This window comes from Ruegeria sp. YTSC106 (assembly GCF_059609765.1).
The window spans coordinates 389,957-405,697 of the sequence record NZ_JBXWMI010000002.1 but is presented as its reverse complement, the minus strand read 5'-3'; the positions used below and the strand labels follow the sequence as shown (position 1 = coordinate 405,697).

At 57.3% G+C, this 15,741-nt stretch carries 15 protein-coding genes; 11 read left to right on the top strand and 4 right to left on the bottom strand.

The genetic code is table 11. From position 1 onward, the window contains the following. The first annotated feature begins 108 nt into the window (after positions 1–108). Positions 109–804, top strand: coding sequence for an SIMPL domain-containing protein (locus AC2FEB_RS04225; RefSeq protein ID WP_496883851.1), 696 nt, complete (start codon positions 109–111; stop codon positions 802–804). Positions 805–806: 2 nt separating this feature from the next. Here the strand turns inward: AC2FEB_RS04225 and AC2FEB_RS04220 are convergent, their stop codons facing one another. From AC2FEB_RS04220 to AC2FEB_RS04210, 3 genes are all read right to left on the bottom strand, one after another. Beyond that, complete coding sequence (locus tag AC2FEB_RS04220) at positions 807–1,517, bottom strand: GNAT family N-acetyltransferase (protein ID WP_496671723.1); 711 nt, start codon at positions 1,515–1,517, stop codon at positions 807–809. A gap of 2 nt (positions 1,518–1,519) precedes the next feature. After that, the gene (locus AC2FEB_RS04215) at positions 1,520–2,812 is read right to left on the bottom strand and encodes an O-acetylhomoserine aminocarboxypropyltransferase/cysteine synthase family protein (protein WP_299896258.1); all 1,293 of its coding nucleotides are present in this window, start codon (positions 2,810–2,812) and stop codon (positions 1,520–1,522) included. Positions 2,813–2,884: 72 nt separating this feature from the next. Next, positions 2,885–3,880, bottom strand: coding sequence for a GT-B fold glycosyltransferase domain-containing protein (locus AC2FEB_RS04210; protein ID WP_496671727.1), 996 nt, complete (start codon positions 3,878–3,880; stop codon positions 2,885–2,887). A gap of 453 nt (positions 3,881–4,333) precedes the next feature. Between AC2FEB_RS04210 and AC2FEB_RS04205 the strand changes: the two genes are divergently transcribed. The 3 genes from AC2FEB_RS04205 to preA are packed head-to-tail and all read left to right on the top strand — an operon-like array spanning position 4,334 to position 7,874. Continuing rightward, complete coding sequence (locus tag AC2FEB_RS04205; RefSeq protein ID WP_496671730.1) at positions 4,334–5,668, top strand: NAD(P)-dependent oxidoreductase; 1,335 nt, start codon at positions 4,334–4,336, stop codon at positions 5,666–5,668. A gap of 46 nt (positions 5,669–5,714) precedes the next feature. After that, positions 5,715–6,551 carry a methyltransferase domain-containing protein gene (locus tag AC2FEB_RS04200; protein WP_496671733.1) on the top strand — a complete coding sequence of 279 codons (837 nt, stop codon included), beginning with the start codon at positions 5,715–5,717 and terminating at the stop codon, positions 6,549–6,551. Positions 6,552–6,569: 18 nt separating this feature from the next. After that, the gene (preA, locus tag AC2FEB_RS04195; RefSeq protein ID WP_496671735.1) at positions 6,570–7,874 is read left to right on the top strand and encodes an NAD-dependent dihydropyrimidine dehydrogenase subunit PreA; all 1,305 of its coding nucleotides are present in this window, start codon (positions 6,570–6,572) and stop codon (positions 7,872–7,874) included. A 47-nt stretch (positions 7,875–7,921) separates the two neighbouring features. Here preA and AC2FEB_RS04190 read toward each other — a convergent pair whose 3' ends face one another. Then, on the bottom strand, positions 7,922–8,530 hold the full coding sequence (locus AC2FEB_RS04190) for a TetR family transcriptional regulator C-terminal domain-containing protein (RefSeq protein ID WP_496671738.1): 609 nt from the start codon (positions 8,528–8,530) through the stop codon (positions 7,922–7,924). 172 nt (positions 8,531–8,702) lie between these two features. Between AC2FEB_RS04190 and AC2FEB_RS04185 the strand changes: the two genes are divergently transcribed. From AC2FEB_RS04185 to AC2FEB_RS04155, 7 genes are all read left to right on the top strand, one after another. After that, positions 8,703–9,953, top strand: a complete 1,251-nt coding sequence (locus AC2FEB_RS04185) for a Zn-dependent hydrolase (RefSeq protein ID WP_496717310.1) — start codon at positions 8,703–8,705, stop codon at positions 9,951–9,953. A 93-nt stretch (positions 9,954–10,046) separates the two neighbouring features. Further along, on the top strand, positions 10,047–11,501 hold the full coding sequence (gene hydA / locus AC2FEB_RS04180; RefSeq protein WP_496883850.1) for a dihydropyrimidinase: 1,455 nt from the start codon (positions 10,047–10,049) through the stop codon (positions 11,499–11,501). 55 nt (positions 11,502–11,556) lie between these two features. Beyond that, positions 11,557–12,354, top strand: coding sequence for an ABC transporter ATP-binding protein (locus AC2FEB_RS04175; protein WP_496883849.1), 798 nt, complete (start codon positions 11,557–11,559; stop codon positions 12,352–12,354). Then, entirely contained in the window at positions 12,344–12,787 is a 444-nt protein-coding gene (locus AC2FEB_RS04170) for a GNAT family N-acetyltransferase (protein WP_496717313.1), read from the top strand. The genes AC2FEB_RS04175 and AC2FEB_RS04170 overlap by 11 nt, the downstream gene beginning before the upstream one ends. Next, positions 12,784–13,701: an ABC transporter permease gene (locus tag AC2FEB_RS04165; RefSeq protein WP_117869265.1), complete on the top strand. Its 918-nt coding sequence runs from the start codon at positions 12,784–12,786 to the stop codon at positions 13,699–13,701. The genes AC2FEB_RS04170 and AC2FEB_RS04165 overlap by 4 nt, the downstream gene beginning before the upstream one ends. After that, positions 13,698–14,543: an ABC transporter permease gene (locus AC2FEB_RS04160; RefSeq protein WP_299896290.1), complete on the top strand. Its 846-nt coding sequence runs from the start codon at positions 13,698–13,700 to the stop codon at positions 14,541–14,543. Before AC2FEB_RS04165 ends, AC2FEB_RS04160 begins: the two co-directional genes overlap by 4 nt. Before the next feature lie 59 nt (positions 14,544–14,602). Beyond that, a complete protein-coding gene (locus AC2FEB_RS04155; protein WP_496671745.1) occupies positions 14,603–15,592 on the top strand; it encodes an ABC transporter substrate-binding protein in 990 nt (329 codons plus the stop codon). Positions 15,593–15,741: the final 149 nt, after the last annotated feature.

Below are 15,741 nucleotides of genomic sequence, written 5' to 3'. Positions count from 1 at the left end.
CGACATTAAAGCAGGAACCCGCCGAGGGAAAGAAAAAGGCAACCTCTCCTCTTGTATAGCCAAGCCCTGCCAACCCATCTTGGAACAGAACAACTTGGAGTGATAACCTTGAAGACATTCGCTTTTCTGGCCGCGATGATGGCGGCAACGGCCGCTGGAGCAGCCCATGCGGAAGAACGTCGCATCAACGTTGATGCAACCGGGACCGTGCAGGTCGCGCCCGATATGGCGACGATCACGCTGGGCGTAACAAACGAAAACGCCGAAGCCTCGGCTGCGATGCAGGCAACGTCGGATGCCGTTTCCAAAGTCCTGGCGCGCCTGACCGAGATGGGTATCGAAGATCGTGACGTCCAGACACGGGACCTGTCATTGTCGCCCGTTTGGTCGGGTCGTCATGGACAGAATGGGGAGAAGCCTGAAATCACCGGCTTTACAGCGTCCAACCGCGTGTTTGTGCGCGTGCGCGATCTGACCCAATTAGGGAAAATCATGGACGCGGTCATTCAGGACGGCGCCAATGATTTCGGGGGCTTGAGCTTTGGCGTACAGGATCCCAAACCGATCGAGGCGCAAGCCCGCGCCAAAGCCGTAGGTGAAGCCACTGCCAAGGCACAACAGTTGGCGCAGTCAGCGGGCGTAACGTTCGGCCCGGTTCAATCCATATCCGAACAAACGGCCGGTATCCGCCCGATGGCCGAAATGCGCGCCATGAGCATGGCGGATGCGGGTGGTGTTCCCGTTGCAGGCGGAGAGGTCTCGGTTTCCGTCAGTGTTTCGATGGAATTCGAGATTTCGGAATAAGATCAAACTTTCGCGCGGGCCAGCAGCGGTTTACGCTGCTGGCCCTTGCTGTCAAAATTGTCGGGCGACAGCCAGGATTCGAATGCATCGCGGATGCGCGGCCATTCAGTGTCGATGATCGCGTACCATGCCGTGTCCCTGTTGCGGCCCTTGTAATGGGTCGCCTGCCGGAACACCCCTTCGAAAGTAAATCCCAGCCGTTCAGCGGCACTGCGTGACGGTGCATTCAGCGCATCACATTTCCACTCATACCGGCGATAGCCAAGCTCGTCGAAAATCCGCTTCATCATGAGGTACATGACCTCTGTCGATTGCGGCTTGCGCTGCAGCAGCGGGGAAAAGTGGATATGCCCAACTTCGATGGCGCCAGCTGCGGGTTCGATCCTCAGATAAGATGTCATGCCCACCGGCACCTCGTCCGCATCCAATACAGTATGAAACATCGGGTCCGCATCCATGCAGTTGGCACGGACCCAGTCTTCAAACTGCGGCTCACTGTCAAACGGGCCATAGGGCAGGTATGTCCAGTTACGACCATCCCTGTCATTTGCAAACGCCCGGAACAGTCCGGGCGCATGTCTGTTCACATCAAGTGGCACGACAGAACAATACTGTCCTTCCATCGGTGTATACGGCGGTGTCGGGCGCGGAAATTCACCCGAAACCGGTAAACCGATTGGCTGGCCAAGGTCGTTTGTGTCGTGCCCGGTCATCGTCAGGCGCTGGCTTTAGCCAGAGCTTGATCAAGATCCGCGATCAGGTCGTTCACGTCCTCGATCCCGATGGAAACACGCACCACGCCCGGACCTGCGCCGGCAGCCTCCTGCTGTTCCGGCGTCAGTTGTCGGTGGGTGGTCGAGGCCGAGTGAATGATCAGCGAGCGTGCGTCACCCAGATTGGCCACATGGCTGAAAATCTCAAGGGCGTTGACCAGTTTGATACAGGCGTCATAGCCACCCTTCACCGCAAAGGTGAACAATGCACCGGCGCCACGTGGATATTGTGACTTGACCCGGTCCTTGTAAGGCGATGACGGCAATCCCGCATAGGTGACGTATTCCACCCGGTCATCCGCTTCCAGCCACGCAGCGATTTTCTGGGCGTTTTCAACGTGACGCTCCATCCGCAGCGACAGTGTTTCGATTCCCATCAGCGTGTAATGGGCTGCCTGTGGGTTCATTGTCATACCCAGATCGCGCAGGCCAATGGCAATACCGTGGAACGTGAAGGCCAGCGGGCCAAAGGTCTCGTGGAACTTCAGGCCGTGATAGGCTGGTTCAGGTTCGCTCAGTGACGGGAATTTGTCATTCGCGGACCAGTCGAACGTGCCCGAATCCACGATGCACCCGCCAGTGACGGTGCCGTTGCCGGTCAGGTACTTGGTGGTCGAATGCACAACCAGCGTCGCACCGTGCTCAATCGGGCGGCACAGGTACGGCGTGGCTGAGGTGTTGTCGACGATCAGCGGGATGCCCGCAGCATCAGATACGTCTGCCAACGCACGGATATCAGTCACATAACCGCCGGGGTTGGCGATGGATTCGCAGAACACCGCGCGAGTGTTTTCGTCGATGGCAGCTTTCACGGCATCCAGATCATCGGTGTCCACGAATTTTGCCGACCAGCCAAATCGTTTGATCGTCTGGCTGAACTGCGTGACCGTGCCGCCATACAGACGGGTCGAGGCGACAACGTTGCAACCCGGTCCCATCAACGGGAACAGCGCCATGATCTGTGCTGCATGCCCGGACGAGCAGCACACCGCTCCGACGCCGCCCTCAAGCGTCGCCACGCGTTCCTGCAGAACGGCGACGGTTGGGTTGGTCAGGCGGGAATAGATAAAGCCCACCTCTTGCAGGTTGAACAAGGCCGCTGCGTGGTCCGCATCGCGGAACACATAGGCAGTTGTCTGATAAATCGGTGTCTGGCGCGCTCCGGTCGCCGGGTCGGGGCGGGCGCCCGCATGAATTTGCAATGTGTCGAAACCGTAGGTCGGGCCGTCAGACATCTTGAAAATCTCCTGTTGGTATCTGTCTTGCGGAATCTGTAGGCCATTGCCCGCCTGCGCACAACGATCCTGTCAGCGCAGCCAGAGGCCTTTGCTTTTGATCGCGTTGCGCAGCGCTTGCTCCCGTCGCGGCAGGTTGTCCTGATCAAACAGGCCGCGGATTTTCGCGCCTTTCCCCTGAAGAACCAGCTTTTTCAGCGGATCATACTGTTTGAGCACTTTTTTGACCTTGTTGGGGGCCACGACGGTTTCCAGCACATCGATCACGTGATCGCTTTCGCGGGCATAAAGCAAAGGGAACAGGCGATAGTGGCAGCTGACGGAACCGTCCAGAAGCCCGTCAGGCAAAGCATCCCGCCCGCCGCCGAAAGAATGAATGACCAGCGGCAGGGCCGCCTGATCCAGCCATGGGTCAAGGTTCTGGCCCGTCAATTCGGGAATGTTTTCATCCCGGATAGTTCTTGCGTAGTCCAGGTACCGTTCACCGAAAATCCTGGGGCATTTGTAAAAGAAGTAACCCGCGTTGAAGTAAAGGTAGCGCCGCCAGTAACCATCGGGTTGGTCCGGATCCACCGAGCTTTCGAAATCCAGCCCGAAGCGCGCATAAAGCGCCCGCCAGATACCGTCAAAGCCGGGGCCGTACAGCGTCGGCTTTGGCCACGTGCCCTCGACCTTCAATGAGGCTCCGGGGCGGTCGAAATCGAACGGAACGCTTGTGATGTCACCGGTGATCAGCGTGTCCGTATCGAATAACACAAAGGGTTCACCTTCCGGCAGGGCCAACAAAGCCTCGATCTTGTTGCCATAAGGGTAGCTTTCACCAAAAACATGCGAGTCGAATGGCAGGATTTCGACATCCAACTGGTTCAGGGCCCTCAGAACGTCCTCGTCCTGAATGCTGGGGTCGTGCTTCCAGCGCGGGCCCGGGTTGGGTGTGGCGACAAACAACCTGCCCTTGAACTCAGGTGAGCAATGGCGAAGCGAGGCCGCGAACAACAGGGCCTCGTATTGCAGGCGGTTGTTTTGCCCGACAACCGCGATGTTGAAATTCTGAGAACTTGCCTGCATCTGTGCCCATTTCTGAAAGCTGCCGGAACCGGCACCCTTGGTCCGGGTTACAGCAAGCGGAGTGGGGCGTCAAAAGCCGATAGTTTGATTTTTCATCATCTATGTCATTCCCTTCACCGGGCCGAGGAAGGTTTCGCGCAAGGTGGTCTTTGCAGACATCTCGAGGGTTTCACAGTCCATATGGAAGGGAGAAATCGGCGACGTGCCATGCTCAGTGGGCCGTTTTTTTGATCCCCGCACAGCCTGAAGGCGGGTGTATTTCTGTCAAATCCGAACACCTGCCCCAGTTATACGTCGTTTTTTGTGTTCAGTTCGCGGGTGAAGCGCCTGAGAATGCAGGTGTTTTGACTGGGCTTGTCATTTTTTGATCATTTGGCAAATTTTACCAATTGATAAAAAATTTATTTGTGGCAAGCTGAGAGCATAACAAACATATCTACAGGGAGTAGAGTGATGGCACAGGGCCAGATGGCACCCGGTATCGTAGCCGGGCGGCTTTCAAGCGATGAGCTGACCTCAAATTTCACCGATCTGCATCCGCCACTTGCGCAGCATGAGGCCGCAGTAGCCGCAGATCGCTGTTATTTTTGCTACGACGCACCATGCGTTACGGCCTGTCCAACGGATATCGATATCCCGTTGTTCATTCGCCAGATTCAAGCCGGTCAACCGCAATCAGCAGGGCGCACGATCCTGGAACAGAACATTCTGGGCGGAATGTGCGCTCGGGTCTGTCCAACCGAAACACTGTGCGAAGAGGCCTGTGTTCGCGAAGCCGCCGAAGGCAAACCGGTTGAAATCGGGCGCCTGCAACGTTTTGCCACCGATGAAATCATGGCCTCGGGTGTGCATCCGTTCGAACGTGCGCCTTCGACCGGTAAGACAGTTGCGGTTGTGGGGGCTGGGCCTGCGGGTCTGGCATGCGCCCACCGGCTGGCCATGCTGGGCCATGATGTGGTGATCCATGAAAGCAAGCCCAAACCCGGCGGCCTGAATGAATACGGTATTGCGGCCTACAAATCGACCAACGATTTTGCACAGGCCGAGGTGGACTGGCTGCTGAAAATCGGCGGGATTGCAATCGAGACCGGTTCGGTTTTGGGCGAAAGCATCTCATTGGATGGGCTGGTCGAAAACTACGACGCGGTGTTTCTGTCCATTGGTCTTGCTGGCGTCAACGCCCTGCGTGCAGGCGGTGTCGATAAAGACGGAGTACGGGCTGCGGTCGATTTCATCTCGGACGTGCGGCAGGCCAGTGACCTCGCCAATCTGCCCGTTGGGCGGAATGTGGTCGTTATCGGCGGAGGCATGACCGCGGTGGATGCTGCTGTGAAGTCCAAGCTTCTGGGCGCGGAACATGTGACCATTGCCTATCGTCGTGGCCGCGACGCTATGGGGGCCAGCCGGTACGAGCAGGATCTGGCAGCGTCGCACGGTGTTCGGATTTTGACAAATGTTCAGCCAGTGGCCGTACACGGCAATGGTGCAGCGGCCGAGATTGAGTTGGAATATACATCCAGCCAGAACGGTCAGCTCACTGGAACCGGAGAGATGATCCGCCTGCCAGCAGATCAAGTGCTCAAGGCTATTGGGCAGACGCTGGAAGGCACACCGGACGGGCTGACGCTGGACGGCAACAAGATAGCCGTCAGCGGGGCTGGCCGAACCTCCTTGGCTGGTGTCTGGGCTGGTGGTGACTGTGCTGCGGGTGGCGAAGACCTGACCGTAACCGCTGTTGCCGAAGGTCGGGACGCGGCGATGGACATCCACGCGACGCTCTTTTCGTGATAGGGTGGGGTATTCACCCCATTCCTTTCGCTGCTGAGGTATTCCCATGTCCCAGATCGAACAAGCTGTTGCTCAACACTATACCACCGGTGCACTGACCGAACGCGTCCGAGCGGCACTGGAGGCCAGCGGCATCGACCCGGATGCGGCCACGGTCGCTGATCTGAAGGCTGGGGATGAGTTCCATACAGGCGGCGTTCTTGCAACCGACAACCTGTTTGCGCAGCTTTCGCCGACCCATGCGACACGTGTTCTGGATGTCGGATGCGGCATCGGAGGCACATCCCGGTACATAGTGGACAAATATGATTCAACGGTAACAGGGGTCGACCTGACACCAGAGTTCGTTGAAACCGCCGCCGCGCTCAGTGATCTGGTCGGTCATTCTGAAAAGGCCAGCTTTCACGTTGGCAGTGCACTGGACATGCCTGTGCCAGATGCGGGGTTCGACCTTGCGGTCATGATGCATGTGGGCATGAACATCGAAAGTAAGGCCGGGCTGTTTGCGGAAGTGTCGCGGGCGCTCTCCACGGGCGGAACCTTTGCCCTGTTCGACGTCATGGGCGGAGAGGTGGATGAGCCGCTGGCTTTTCCGCTTCCCTGGTCCACTTTGCCAGAAACCTCCTTTGTTCACGCGCCGGATGTCTATAAGGACGCCGCAAAGAAGGCTGGTCTTGAATTGGTCACCGAAACAGACCGCACCGCGTTTGCGATCCAATTCTTCGAGGACGTGTTTGCCAAGATAGCCGAGACCGGACCAGCACCGCTGGGTATCCACCTGATGATGGGCGAAACGGCGCCCGAAAAGTTCCAAAACTACGTCAAAAACCTCAAGGCCGGGCGCATTCGCCCGACCGAAATGATATTCAAAAAAACCGGCTGAGCCGGGAAGGGAGAAGCCATGGCCGATCTGACGACAAACTTTCTGGGCATTTCCAGCCCCAACCCGTACTGGCTGGCCTCTGCGCCGCCGACGGACAAGGAATACAACGTTCGCCGCGCGTTCGAAGCGGGATGGGGTGGCGTTGTCTGGAAAACTCTTGGGTCCGAGGGACCTCCGGTCGTGAACGTGAATGGCCCGCGTTATGGCGCAATTTATGGCGCTGATCGCAGATTGCTGGGCCTTAACAATATTGAACTGATCACTGATCGTCCGCTTGAGGTAAACCTTGAGGAAATGGCGCGGGTCAAATCAGATTACCCGGACCGTGCTCTGATCGCGTCAATCATGGTGCCATGCGAGGAAGAGGCGTGGAAGGCGATACTGCCGCGTGTGGCTGAGACTGGTGCCGACGGGATCGAGCTGAACTTCGGCTGTCCGCATGGGATGAGCGAACGCGGTATGGGCTCGGCCGTTGGGCAGGTTCCGGAATATATCGAGATGGTCACACGCTGGTGCAAGAAATACTATGACCGCCCGGTCATCGTGAAGCTTACGCCAAACATAACTGACATCCGTAAACCGGCTGCGGCCGCCAGAAATGGCGGCGCGGATGCGGTGTCGCTGATCAACACAATCAATTCGATCACCAGCGTCAATCTGGACACGTTCAGCCCTGAACCTTCGATTGACGGCAGGGGTAGTCACGGTGGGTATTGCGGCCCGGCAGTAAAGCCGATTGCCCTGTCGATGGTGTCCGAGATCGCGCGGGCCGAGGCGACGCGAGGCCTGCCCATTTCCGGCATCGGCGGCGTCACCACATGGCGCGATGCGGCCGAGTTCATCTCGTTGGGCTGTGGCAACGTTCAGGTGTGTACAGCCGCGATGACCTATGGCTTCAAGATCATCGACGAACTGACGGCGGGTCTGTCGGAGTGGATGGACGAAAAGGGATATTCAAGCGTCGACGAGGTGATCGGGCGTGCGGTGCCCAATGTCACCGACTGGCAGTATCTGAACCTCAACTACATCGCCAAAGCCAAGATCGATCAGGATCAGTGCATCAAGTGTGGCCGGTGTTACGCGGCCTGTGAAGACACCAGCCATCAGGCGATTTCCATGTCCGAGGACCGCGTCTTCGAGGTGATGGATGACGAATGCGTCGCCTGTAACCTCTGCGTCGATGTTTGCCCGATCGAAGGCTGCATCGATATGGTGCCGATGGCAGCGGGCGAGGTTGATCCCCGAACCGGAAAAGAAGTTCAGCCAACTTATGCGAACTGGACGACGCATCCGAACAACCCGATGGCCAAAGCGGCCGAATGAGGGGATTGCGACAGATCGTCAAGGGGCCGTTGTTGCGGCCCCTTTTTTCAGGGGCTCAGAAGTTTTCGGTACAAAGTATCAACAAAGGTTTCTGCGCCCTCGAACGGATCTTCGTTGCCCAGAATTGCACGAACCTGAACATCGAAATCAGCATAGTGCTGTGTCAAGGCCCAGATCGAAAACATCAGGTGGTAGGGATGCACCCGTGCGATTTTTCCCTGATCCATCCAGCCGGTAAGGATCGTGGTCTTTTCGTCGACCAGTGCCTTGAGATCATTGGACAAAGCATCATGAATGCGCGGTGCGCCCTGCACAAGCTCGTTGGCGAAAAGGCGGCTTTCGCGTGGTAACTCCTGACTCATCTGCAACTTGCGCCGAATGTATGCCAGGATTTCTTCCATAGGATCGCCTTTTGCGTCCAGGTCGTGCAGCGGGGCCAGCCAGGTCTCTAACAACCCGGAAAGCAGCTCTGTATGGATCGCCTCTTTTGAAGGGAAATAATACAGCAGGTTCGGTTTGCTCAGACCCGCTTCGGCCGCAATCTGATCAACGGTTGCTCCGCGAAACCCGTGAGCAGAAAACACGTTCAGGGCAGCCTCTAGAATCGCAGCACGGTTCTTTTTCTGAATGCGAGTCGGTGCGCGGTCTTTTGGCATGTTTTCAACGTGTCTCTTTTTTCGTCGAACAGGTGCGGAATACACTGAAAATTTCAGCCGTGCCGCGCAAATTCTTGACTGATACCAAACCCGTGATAGCGTGAGTTTGACCATATGGTCAAATCAAGACACCAAAAGCGAGCTAAATCGCAAGCAAACAGGGAAGATGAACATGGCAGCTCCGGCGCAGAATCTCAGGATCAATGGCGACAGGTTGTGGGACAGCCTGATGGAGATGGCCAAGATCGGCCCGGGTGTCGCCGGTGGCAACAATCGCCAGACCCTGACGGATGAAGACGCGGAAGGCCGCGCCCTGTTCCAGAAGTGGTGCGAGGAAGCGGGCTGTACCATGGGGCTCGATCAGATGGGCAACATGTTCGCCCTCCGCGAAGGCACCGACCCGGACGCGTTGCCGGTTTACGTGGGATCGCATCTGGATACGCAGCCTACGGGAGGTAAATACGATGGTGTGCTGGGTGTCTTGGGTGGGCTGGAACTGATCCGGACGCTGAACGACCTAGGGATCAAGACAAAACATCCGATCGTCGCCACCAACTGGACAAACGAAGAAGGCACGCGTTACGCACCGGCTATGCTATCCTCGGGCGTGTTTGCAGGGATGCACACGCAGGATTGGGCATATAACCGCGAAGACGCTGAGGGCAAAAAGTTCGGGGATGAGTTGAACCGTATCGGCTGGCGAGGCGATGAAGAGGTGGGCGCCCGCAAGATGCATGCGTTCTTTGAGCTGCATATCGAACAGGGGCCGATCCTTGAAGCCGAAGGCAACGATATCGGCGTCGTCACCCATGGACAGGGGCTGAGTTGGACGCAGATCACGGTAACGGGCAAGGATGCTCATACCGGATCGACACCGATGCCGATGCGCAAGAATGCCGGGCTGGCCATGGCGCGGATCCTGGAAAAAGTCGACGAGATCGCCTGGTCTCATGCTCCGCATGCGGTGGGTGCGGCGGGGCATATCGATGTCTATCCGAACTCACGCAATGTGATCCCGGGCAAGGTGGTGTTTACGGTCGATTTCCGCTCGCCCGAGCTGGAGGTGATCACCGACATGGAAAACCGCCTGCGGGTGGCTGCCGAGGATATCGTTGACGAGATGGGCCTTCAGATCGAATTCGAGAAAGTCGGTGGGTTCGATCCGGTGAAATTTGACGAAGCTTGCGTGTCTGCCGTGCGAAACGCAGCCGAACGGCTGGGCTATTCGCACACCGATATCATTTCGGGTGCGGGGCATGACGCCTGTTGGATCAACAGGGTTGCTCCGACCGCGATGGTCATGTGCCCCTGTGTTGATGGGCTGAGCCATAACGAGGCCGAGGAAATCAGCAAGGAATGGGCGGCAGCCGGGGCGGATGTTCTGCTGCACGCCGTGGTCGAGACTGCCAAAATCGTGGAATAGGGGGCGCTGCCCCCCGTCGCCCCGAGGGCGACTCCCCCGGGATATTTTTGGCCAGATGAAGCAAGCGGCGTAGACCGCATCAGGGAGTTCAAAATGAGTACTGTTATCAAAAATGGAACCGTTGTCACTGCGGACCTGACTTACAGGGCGGACGTATTGGTCGACGGTGGCGTGATCACCGAAATCGGTATGAACCTGACGGGGGACAAGGAGCTGGACGCAACCGGCTGTTTTGTGATGCCGGGCGGGATTGATCCCCATACCCATCTCGAAATGCCGTTCATGGGCACTTATTCCAGCGATGACTTTGAAAGCGGGACGCGGGCGGCCTTGGCCGGCGGCACGACGATGGTTGTCGATTTTGCTCTTCCCAACCCTGGTGAAAGCCTGCTGGATGCGCTGAAACGTTGGGACAACAAGTCGACACGGGCGAATTGTGACTATTCGTTCCACATGGCGGTGACCTGGTGGGGAGAACAGGTGTTCGACGACATCAAAACCGTGATCGAGACGCGCGGTATCAACACCTTCAAACATTTCATGGCCTACAAGGGTGCGCTGATGGTGAATGATGATGAGCTGTTCGCCTCGTTCAAGCGTCTTGCGGAGCTTGGCGGTACTGCCCTGGTTCATGCCGAGAACGGGGATGTGGTGGCAGAACTGAGTGCCAAGCTGCTTGCCGAAGGGAACACCGGCCCCGAAGCACATGCGTATTCGCGCCCGCCGCAGGTGGAAGGTGAAGCCACCAACCGGGCGATCATGATTGCGGACATGGCGGGTGTGCCGCTTTACGTTGTACACACCTCGTGTGAAGAGGCGCATGAAGCTATCCGCCGGGCGAAAATGCAGGGTAAGCGAGTGTGGGGAGAGCCCCTGATCCAGCACCTGACATTGGACGAAAGTGAATACTTCAATCAGGATTGGGACCACGCGGCGCGACGGGTCATGAGCCCTCCGTTCCGGAACAAACAGCATCAGGACAGTCTGTGGAACGGCCTGCAATCCGGAACGTTGAGCGTGGTTGCAACCGATCATTGCGCCTTCACAACCGAACAGAAACGCTTTGGCGTTGGGGATTTCACCAAGATACCGAACGGCACCGGCGGGCTGGAAGATCGGATGCCGATGCTGTGGACGCATGGGGTCAACACAGGGCGCCTGACGCCGAATGAATTCGTAGCTGTTACTTCAACAAACATTGCCAAGATTTTGAATTGCTATCCTAAAAAGGGCGCAGTTCTGGTAGGTGCAGATGCTGATCTTGTCGTTTGGGATCCTGAGAAATCCAAAACGATCAGTGCCGGTTCCCAGCAATCCTCGATTGACTACAACGTGTTTGAGGGCAAGGAGGTCAAAGGTCTGCCACGCTTTACCCTGACACGGGGACAGGTGGCGGTGCATGACGGTGAAATCCGCACGCAGGAAGGTCATGGGGACTTTGTCGCGCGCGAGGCGAACACTACCGTCAACAAGGCGCTGAGCACCTGGAAAGAACTGACGGCCCCAAGGCCTGTCGAGCGGACGGGAATTCCGGCGACCGGTGTTTGATCAGTTGGGGCGGCCTTGCAGGCGGCCCTGGCACCACTCTTCTCAAGGCAATAAAATGAACACTGAAAGCACGACCCGGCCCGTCATCGAGGCAAGGCAGCTAGACCTGACATTCCAGACCAACGATGGGCCAGTACACGCCCTCAAGGACGTGAACCTGACAATTGAAAAGGGCGATTTCGTCAGTTTCATCGGTCCGTCCGGTTGTGGCAAAACCACCTTTCTGCGCTGCATCGCAGCCCTTGAGATACCTACGGGCGGGACGCTGACCGTCAATGGCATGACCCCCGATGAGGCGCGTCGAAACCGGGCGTACGGGTATGTCTTTCAGGCTGCGGGCCTTTATCCCTGGCGCACAATTGCCAAGAACATAAAACTGCCTCTTGAGATAATGGGATTCACCGCTGTCGAACAGGATGAGCAGGTGAAAAGGGTACTGGAACTTGTTGATCTGGAAGGGTTTGGCGGCAAGTTTCCCTGGCAGTTGTCGGGCGGGATGCAGCAGAGGGCCAGTATCGCGCGTGCCCTTGCCTTCGATGCGGATATCCTGCTGATGGACGAGCCGTTCGGGGCGCTGGATGAGATCGTGCGGGACCACCTGAACGAGCAGCTTCTTGAGCTCTGGGCGCGGACGGAAAAGACGATCGGATTCGTGACACACTCCATTCCCGAGGCGGTTTACCTGAGCACAAAGATCGTGGTGATGAGCCCGCGGCCTGGGCGGATTGCTGATGTGATTGACAGCCCGTTGCCCAAGGAGCGGCCGCTGGATATTCGTGACACTCCGGAGTTCATTGAGGTCGCGTATCGCGTCCGGGAAGGTTTGCGGGGTGGGCATTCCAATGACGACTAAGCTGAATGCGGATAGGATCCGGCGTGCGGCTCCAGGTGATGTGCCAGCCTGCGCCAGGGTTGTTCATGACTGGGTCACGCAAACAGACTGGATGCCCGATGAACTGCCGGTAGAAGAGTTGGCGAAACTGATCAGCGACGCATTCGACGACCGTGAAATGTGGGTCGCCGGTGATCCGGTCGATTGCTACATGTCAGTGGACCCGACACAGAACAAAATCGGTGCGCTGTATTGCGGCCGGAGGGGACAGGGTATCGGCAAGCGCTTTGTCGACAAAGCAAAAGAGGGCCGCGATTTTCTCTGTCTGACGACGCACCGGCCCAATACGTCGGCGCAACGCTTTTATCGCCGCGAAGGGTTCGAAGTGACGGCCGAAGAACCCCCCGTGCCGCCGGATACCGTGCCTGTCTATAGGATGGAGTGGCGTGCATGAAGCAGGTCATTGCCGTATTCACCGTCGTCGCCGCAATTGTTCTGTTCTGGTACGTGGCCTGCATTCCGATGAACATAAAGGGCGTGTTGACCGAACAGGAACGTGCGGGGGCCGTGGTGCAGCCGCCATCCGCCAAGGACCGGCGTGACATGTCCGAGGTTGGTCTTGTTTTGAACAACGCCTTCGCCATCCCGGCCACGTGGGAACAGGACAGGCCTCGACTGCCGGCCCCGCATCAGGTCGCCATCGAGATGTGGGAGACGACGGTCCAGAAAAAGATTACCTCGAAACGGTCGCTGATCTATCACGGCTGGGTCACGCTGAGTGCTACGATGCTGGGATTTGCGATTGGCACCGGGCTGGGCATTCTGCTCGCAGTCGGGATCGTGCATAGCCGCGTGATGGATTTGTCGGTCATGCCCTGGGCGATTGTGAGTCAGACTATTCCGATCATCGCGCTTGCGCCGATGATCATTGTTGTTCTGTACTCCATTGGTATTCAAGGGATCATTCCCAAGGCGATTATATCGGCCTATCTGAGTTTCTTCCCGGTTGTTGTTGGCATGGTCAAAGGATTGCGCAGTCCTGATGCGATGCAACTGGACTTGTTGCGGACGTATAACGCAAGCCGGTCTCAGGGTTTCTGGAAGCTGCAATTGCCTGCGTCGATGCCGTATCTGTTCACGTCGCTCAAGATTGGGATCGCTGCATCGCTGGTCGGTGCCATTGTTGGTGAGCTTCCGACAGGCGCCGTCGCAGGTCTGGGCGCGCGGTTGCTTGCCGGCAGCTATTACGGGCAAACGGTACAGATCTGGTCGGCCCTGTTTGCTGCAGCCATTCTGGCGGCGTGCCTGGTCGGGCTGCTGGGGCTGATTGAACGGGCCGTACTGAAACGGATGGGGATGGCGCAATGATACTGGTTTTCTGTGCTATCCTGCTTTGGCTTTTTGGCTGGTGGTTGAACAGTCGGTTGGCCAGTGGGCCTTACGCCGATACCCGAATGGTGCGGTTTCTGGCCCCCTTGATCTTTGGACTGACTGTCATCGGGATCTGGGAGCTTTTGGTGCGCGGCCTTGAGGTTCCACTGGTCATCCTGCCAGCGCCATCGGTGATTGCGGTGCGGTTTGCGGACAGCCTTCCGATCCTGTGGGCTGACTTTGTGCAGACCATCATCAAGGGCGCGTTAAGCGGCTATGTCATCGGGTGCTTTGCGGCCTTTCTGATGGCGATTGCGGTGGATCGCTGGGATTTCCTGCGTCTGGGCCTGTTGCCGGTCGGCAATTTCGTGGCCGCCCTGCCGATTGTCGGGACCGCCCCCATTCTGGTGATGTGGTTTGGGTTTGACTGGCATTCCAAAGCGGCGGTGGTGGTTGTGATGGTGTTCTTTCCGATGCTCGTGAACACCGTGGCCGGGCTTCGTGAGGCCACCTCGATGCAGCGCGACCTGATGGAGACTTATGCCGCAACCTATTGGCAGAGCTTTTTGAAGTTGCGACTGCCTGCGGCGATGCCCTTCATTTTCAACGGGCTGAAGATTTCCACCACTTTGGCGCTGATCGGCGCTATCGTGGCTGAGTTCTTCGGTTCACCGACACTTGGTATGGGGTTCCGGATATCTACCAGCGTCGGGCAACTGTCATTAGACATGGTCTGGGCCGAAATCGTTGTTGCGGCACTCGCAGGTACAGCTTTTTATGGTCTGGTGGCGGGGATCGAAAAAGTGGTGACCTTCTGGCACCCGTCACAGCGCGGATAAAACAAGGAAATCAACAGACCCCGAAATTGGGGCACAACAAGCAACTAGGAGAATTGAAGATGAACAAGCTACTCAGCGGGGCGGTTGCCGCCTTTGGTCTGGCAGCCAGTGCGGCGCTGGCTGCGGACGAGGTGACATTGCAACTGAAATGGGTCACGCAAGCACAATTCGCGGGCTACTACGTTGCCAAGGACAAGGGCTTTTACGAAGAAGAGGGGCTGGACGTCACCATTCTTCCCGGCGGACCAGACATTGCACCGACGCAGGTGATCGCAGGTGGCGGCGCTGACGTGACCGTTGAATGGATGCCCGCCGCGCTGGCTGCACGCGAAAAGGGTTTGCCTCTGGTCAATATCGCGCAGCCGTTCAAAAGCTCGGGCATGATGCTGACTTGCTGGAAAGATGCCGGGATCGCGGCACCCGAAGACCTTAAGAACCGCACGCTGGGCGTCTGGTTCTTTGGCAACGAGTTTCCGTTCATGAGCTGGATGAGCCAGTTGGGCATCAGCACTGATGGCAAAGGCGAAAACGGCGTGGAAGTTCTGAAGCAGGGCTTTAACGTGGACCCGTTGCTTCAGCGTCAGGCGGATTGCATCAGCACCATGACCTACAATGAATACTGGCAGGTCATTGATGCCGGTGTCAGCCCGGATGAACTGGTGACCTTCAAGTACGAAGACCAGGGCGTGGCGACGCTGGAAGATGGTCTTTACGTTCTGGAAGAGAACCTGAGCGATGCGGCCTTCACTGACAAGATGGAGCGGTTCGTTCGCGCGTCGATGAAGGGTTGGAAATATGCGGAGGAGAATCCAGACGAAGCGGCGGAAATCGTTTTGGAAAACGATGCAACCGGTGCCCAGACGGAAGAACACCAAAAGCGTATGATGGGTGAGATCGCCAAGTTGACCGCAGGGTCGAACGGAGCGCTGGACCCGGCTGATTTCGACCGCACTGTCAACACTCTGCTGGCAGGCGGTTCCGATCCGGTTATCACCAAAAAGCCCGAAGGGGCTTGGACGCATCAGATCACCGAAGCTGCGCTGAATTAACTTCAGCCCTCTATTCACGAATTGAGACGCGGTCCCAATCGGGGCCGCGTTTTTCATTTAGAATGCCGGATATGTGTCTGTACTCAAACCAAAAACAGAGTAGTATTTGCTTGTAAAAGAGCGCATTTCGTACGGAATGCAGAAAAAGT

Excerpts from the sequence above, each read along its gene's own strand:
- AC2FEB_RS04170 (WP_496717313.1), top strand. The coding sequence starts at position 12,344 with ATGACGACTAAGCTGAATGCGGATAGGATCCGGCGTGCGGCTCCAGGT.
- AC2FEB_RS04160 (WP_299896290.1), top strand. The coding sequence starts at position 13,698 with ATGATACTGGTTTTCTGTGCTATCCTGCTTTGGCTTTTTGGCTGGTGG.
- AC2FEB_RS04185 (WP_496717310.1), top strand. The coding sequence starts at position 8,703 with ATGGCAGCTCCGGCGCAGAATCTCAGGATCAATGGCGACAGGTTGTGG.
- preA (WP_496671735.1), top strand. The coding sequence starts at position 6,570 with ATGGCCGATCTGACGACAAACTTTCTGGGCATTTCCAGCCCCAACCCG.
- AC2FEB_RS04215 (WP_299896258.1), bottom strand. The coding sequence starts at position 2,812 with ATGTCTGACGGCCCGACCTACGGTTTCGACACATTGCAAATTCATGCG.
- hydA (WP_496883850.1), top strand. The coding sequence starts at position 10,047 with ATGAGTACTGTTATCAAAAATGGAACCGTTGTCACTGCGGACCTGACT.
- AC2FEB_RS04155 (WP_496671745.1), top strand. The coding sequence starts at position 14,603 with ATGAACAAGCTACTCAGCGGGGCGGTTGCCGCCTTTGGTCTGGCAGCC.
- AC2FEB_RS04205 (WP_496671730.1), top strand. The coding sequence starts at position 4,334 with ATGGCACAGGGCCAGATGGCACCCGGTATCGTAGCCGGGCGGCTTTCA.
- AC2FEB_RS04190 (WP_496671738.1), bottom strand. The coding sequence starts at position 8,530 with ATGCCAAAAGACCGCGCACCGACTCGCATTCAGAAAAAGAACCGTGCT.
- AC2FEB_RS04220 (WP_496671723.1), bottom strand. The coding sequence starts at position 1,517 with ATGACCGGGCACGACACAAACGACCTTGGCCAGCCAATCGGTTTACCG.
- AC2FEB_RS04200 (WP_496671733.1), top strand. The coding sequence starts at position 5,715 with ATGTCCCAGATCGAACAAGCTGTTGCTCAACACTATACCACCGGTGCA.
- AC2FEB_RS04175 (WP_496883849.1), top strand. The coding sequence starts at position 11,557 with ATGAACACTGAAAGCACGACCCGGCCCGTCATCGAGGCAAGGCAGCTA.
- AC2FEB_RS04165 (WP_117869265.1), top strand. The coding sequence starts at position 12,784 with ATGAAGCAGGTCATTGCCGTATTCACCGTCGTCGCCGCAATTGTTCTG.
- AC2FEB_RS04210 (WP_496671727.1), bottom strand. The coding sequence starts at position 3,880 with ATGCAGGCAAGTTCTCAGAATTTCAACATCGCGGTTGTCGGGCAAAAC.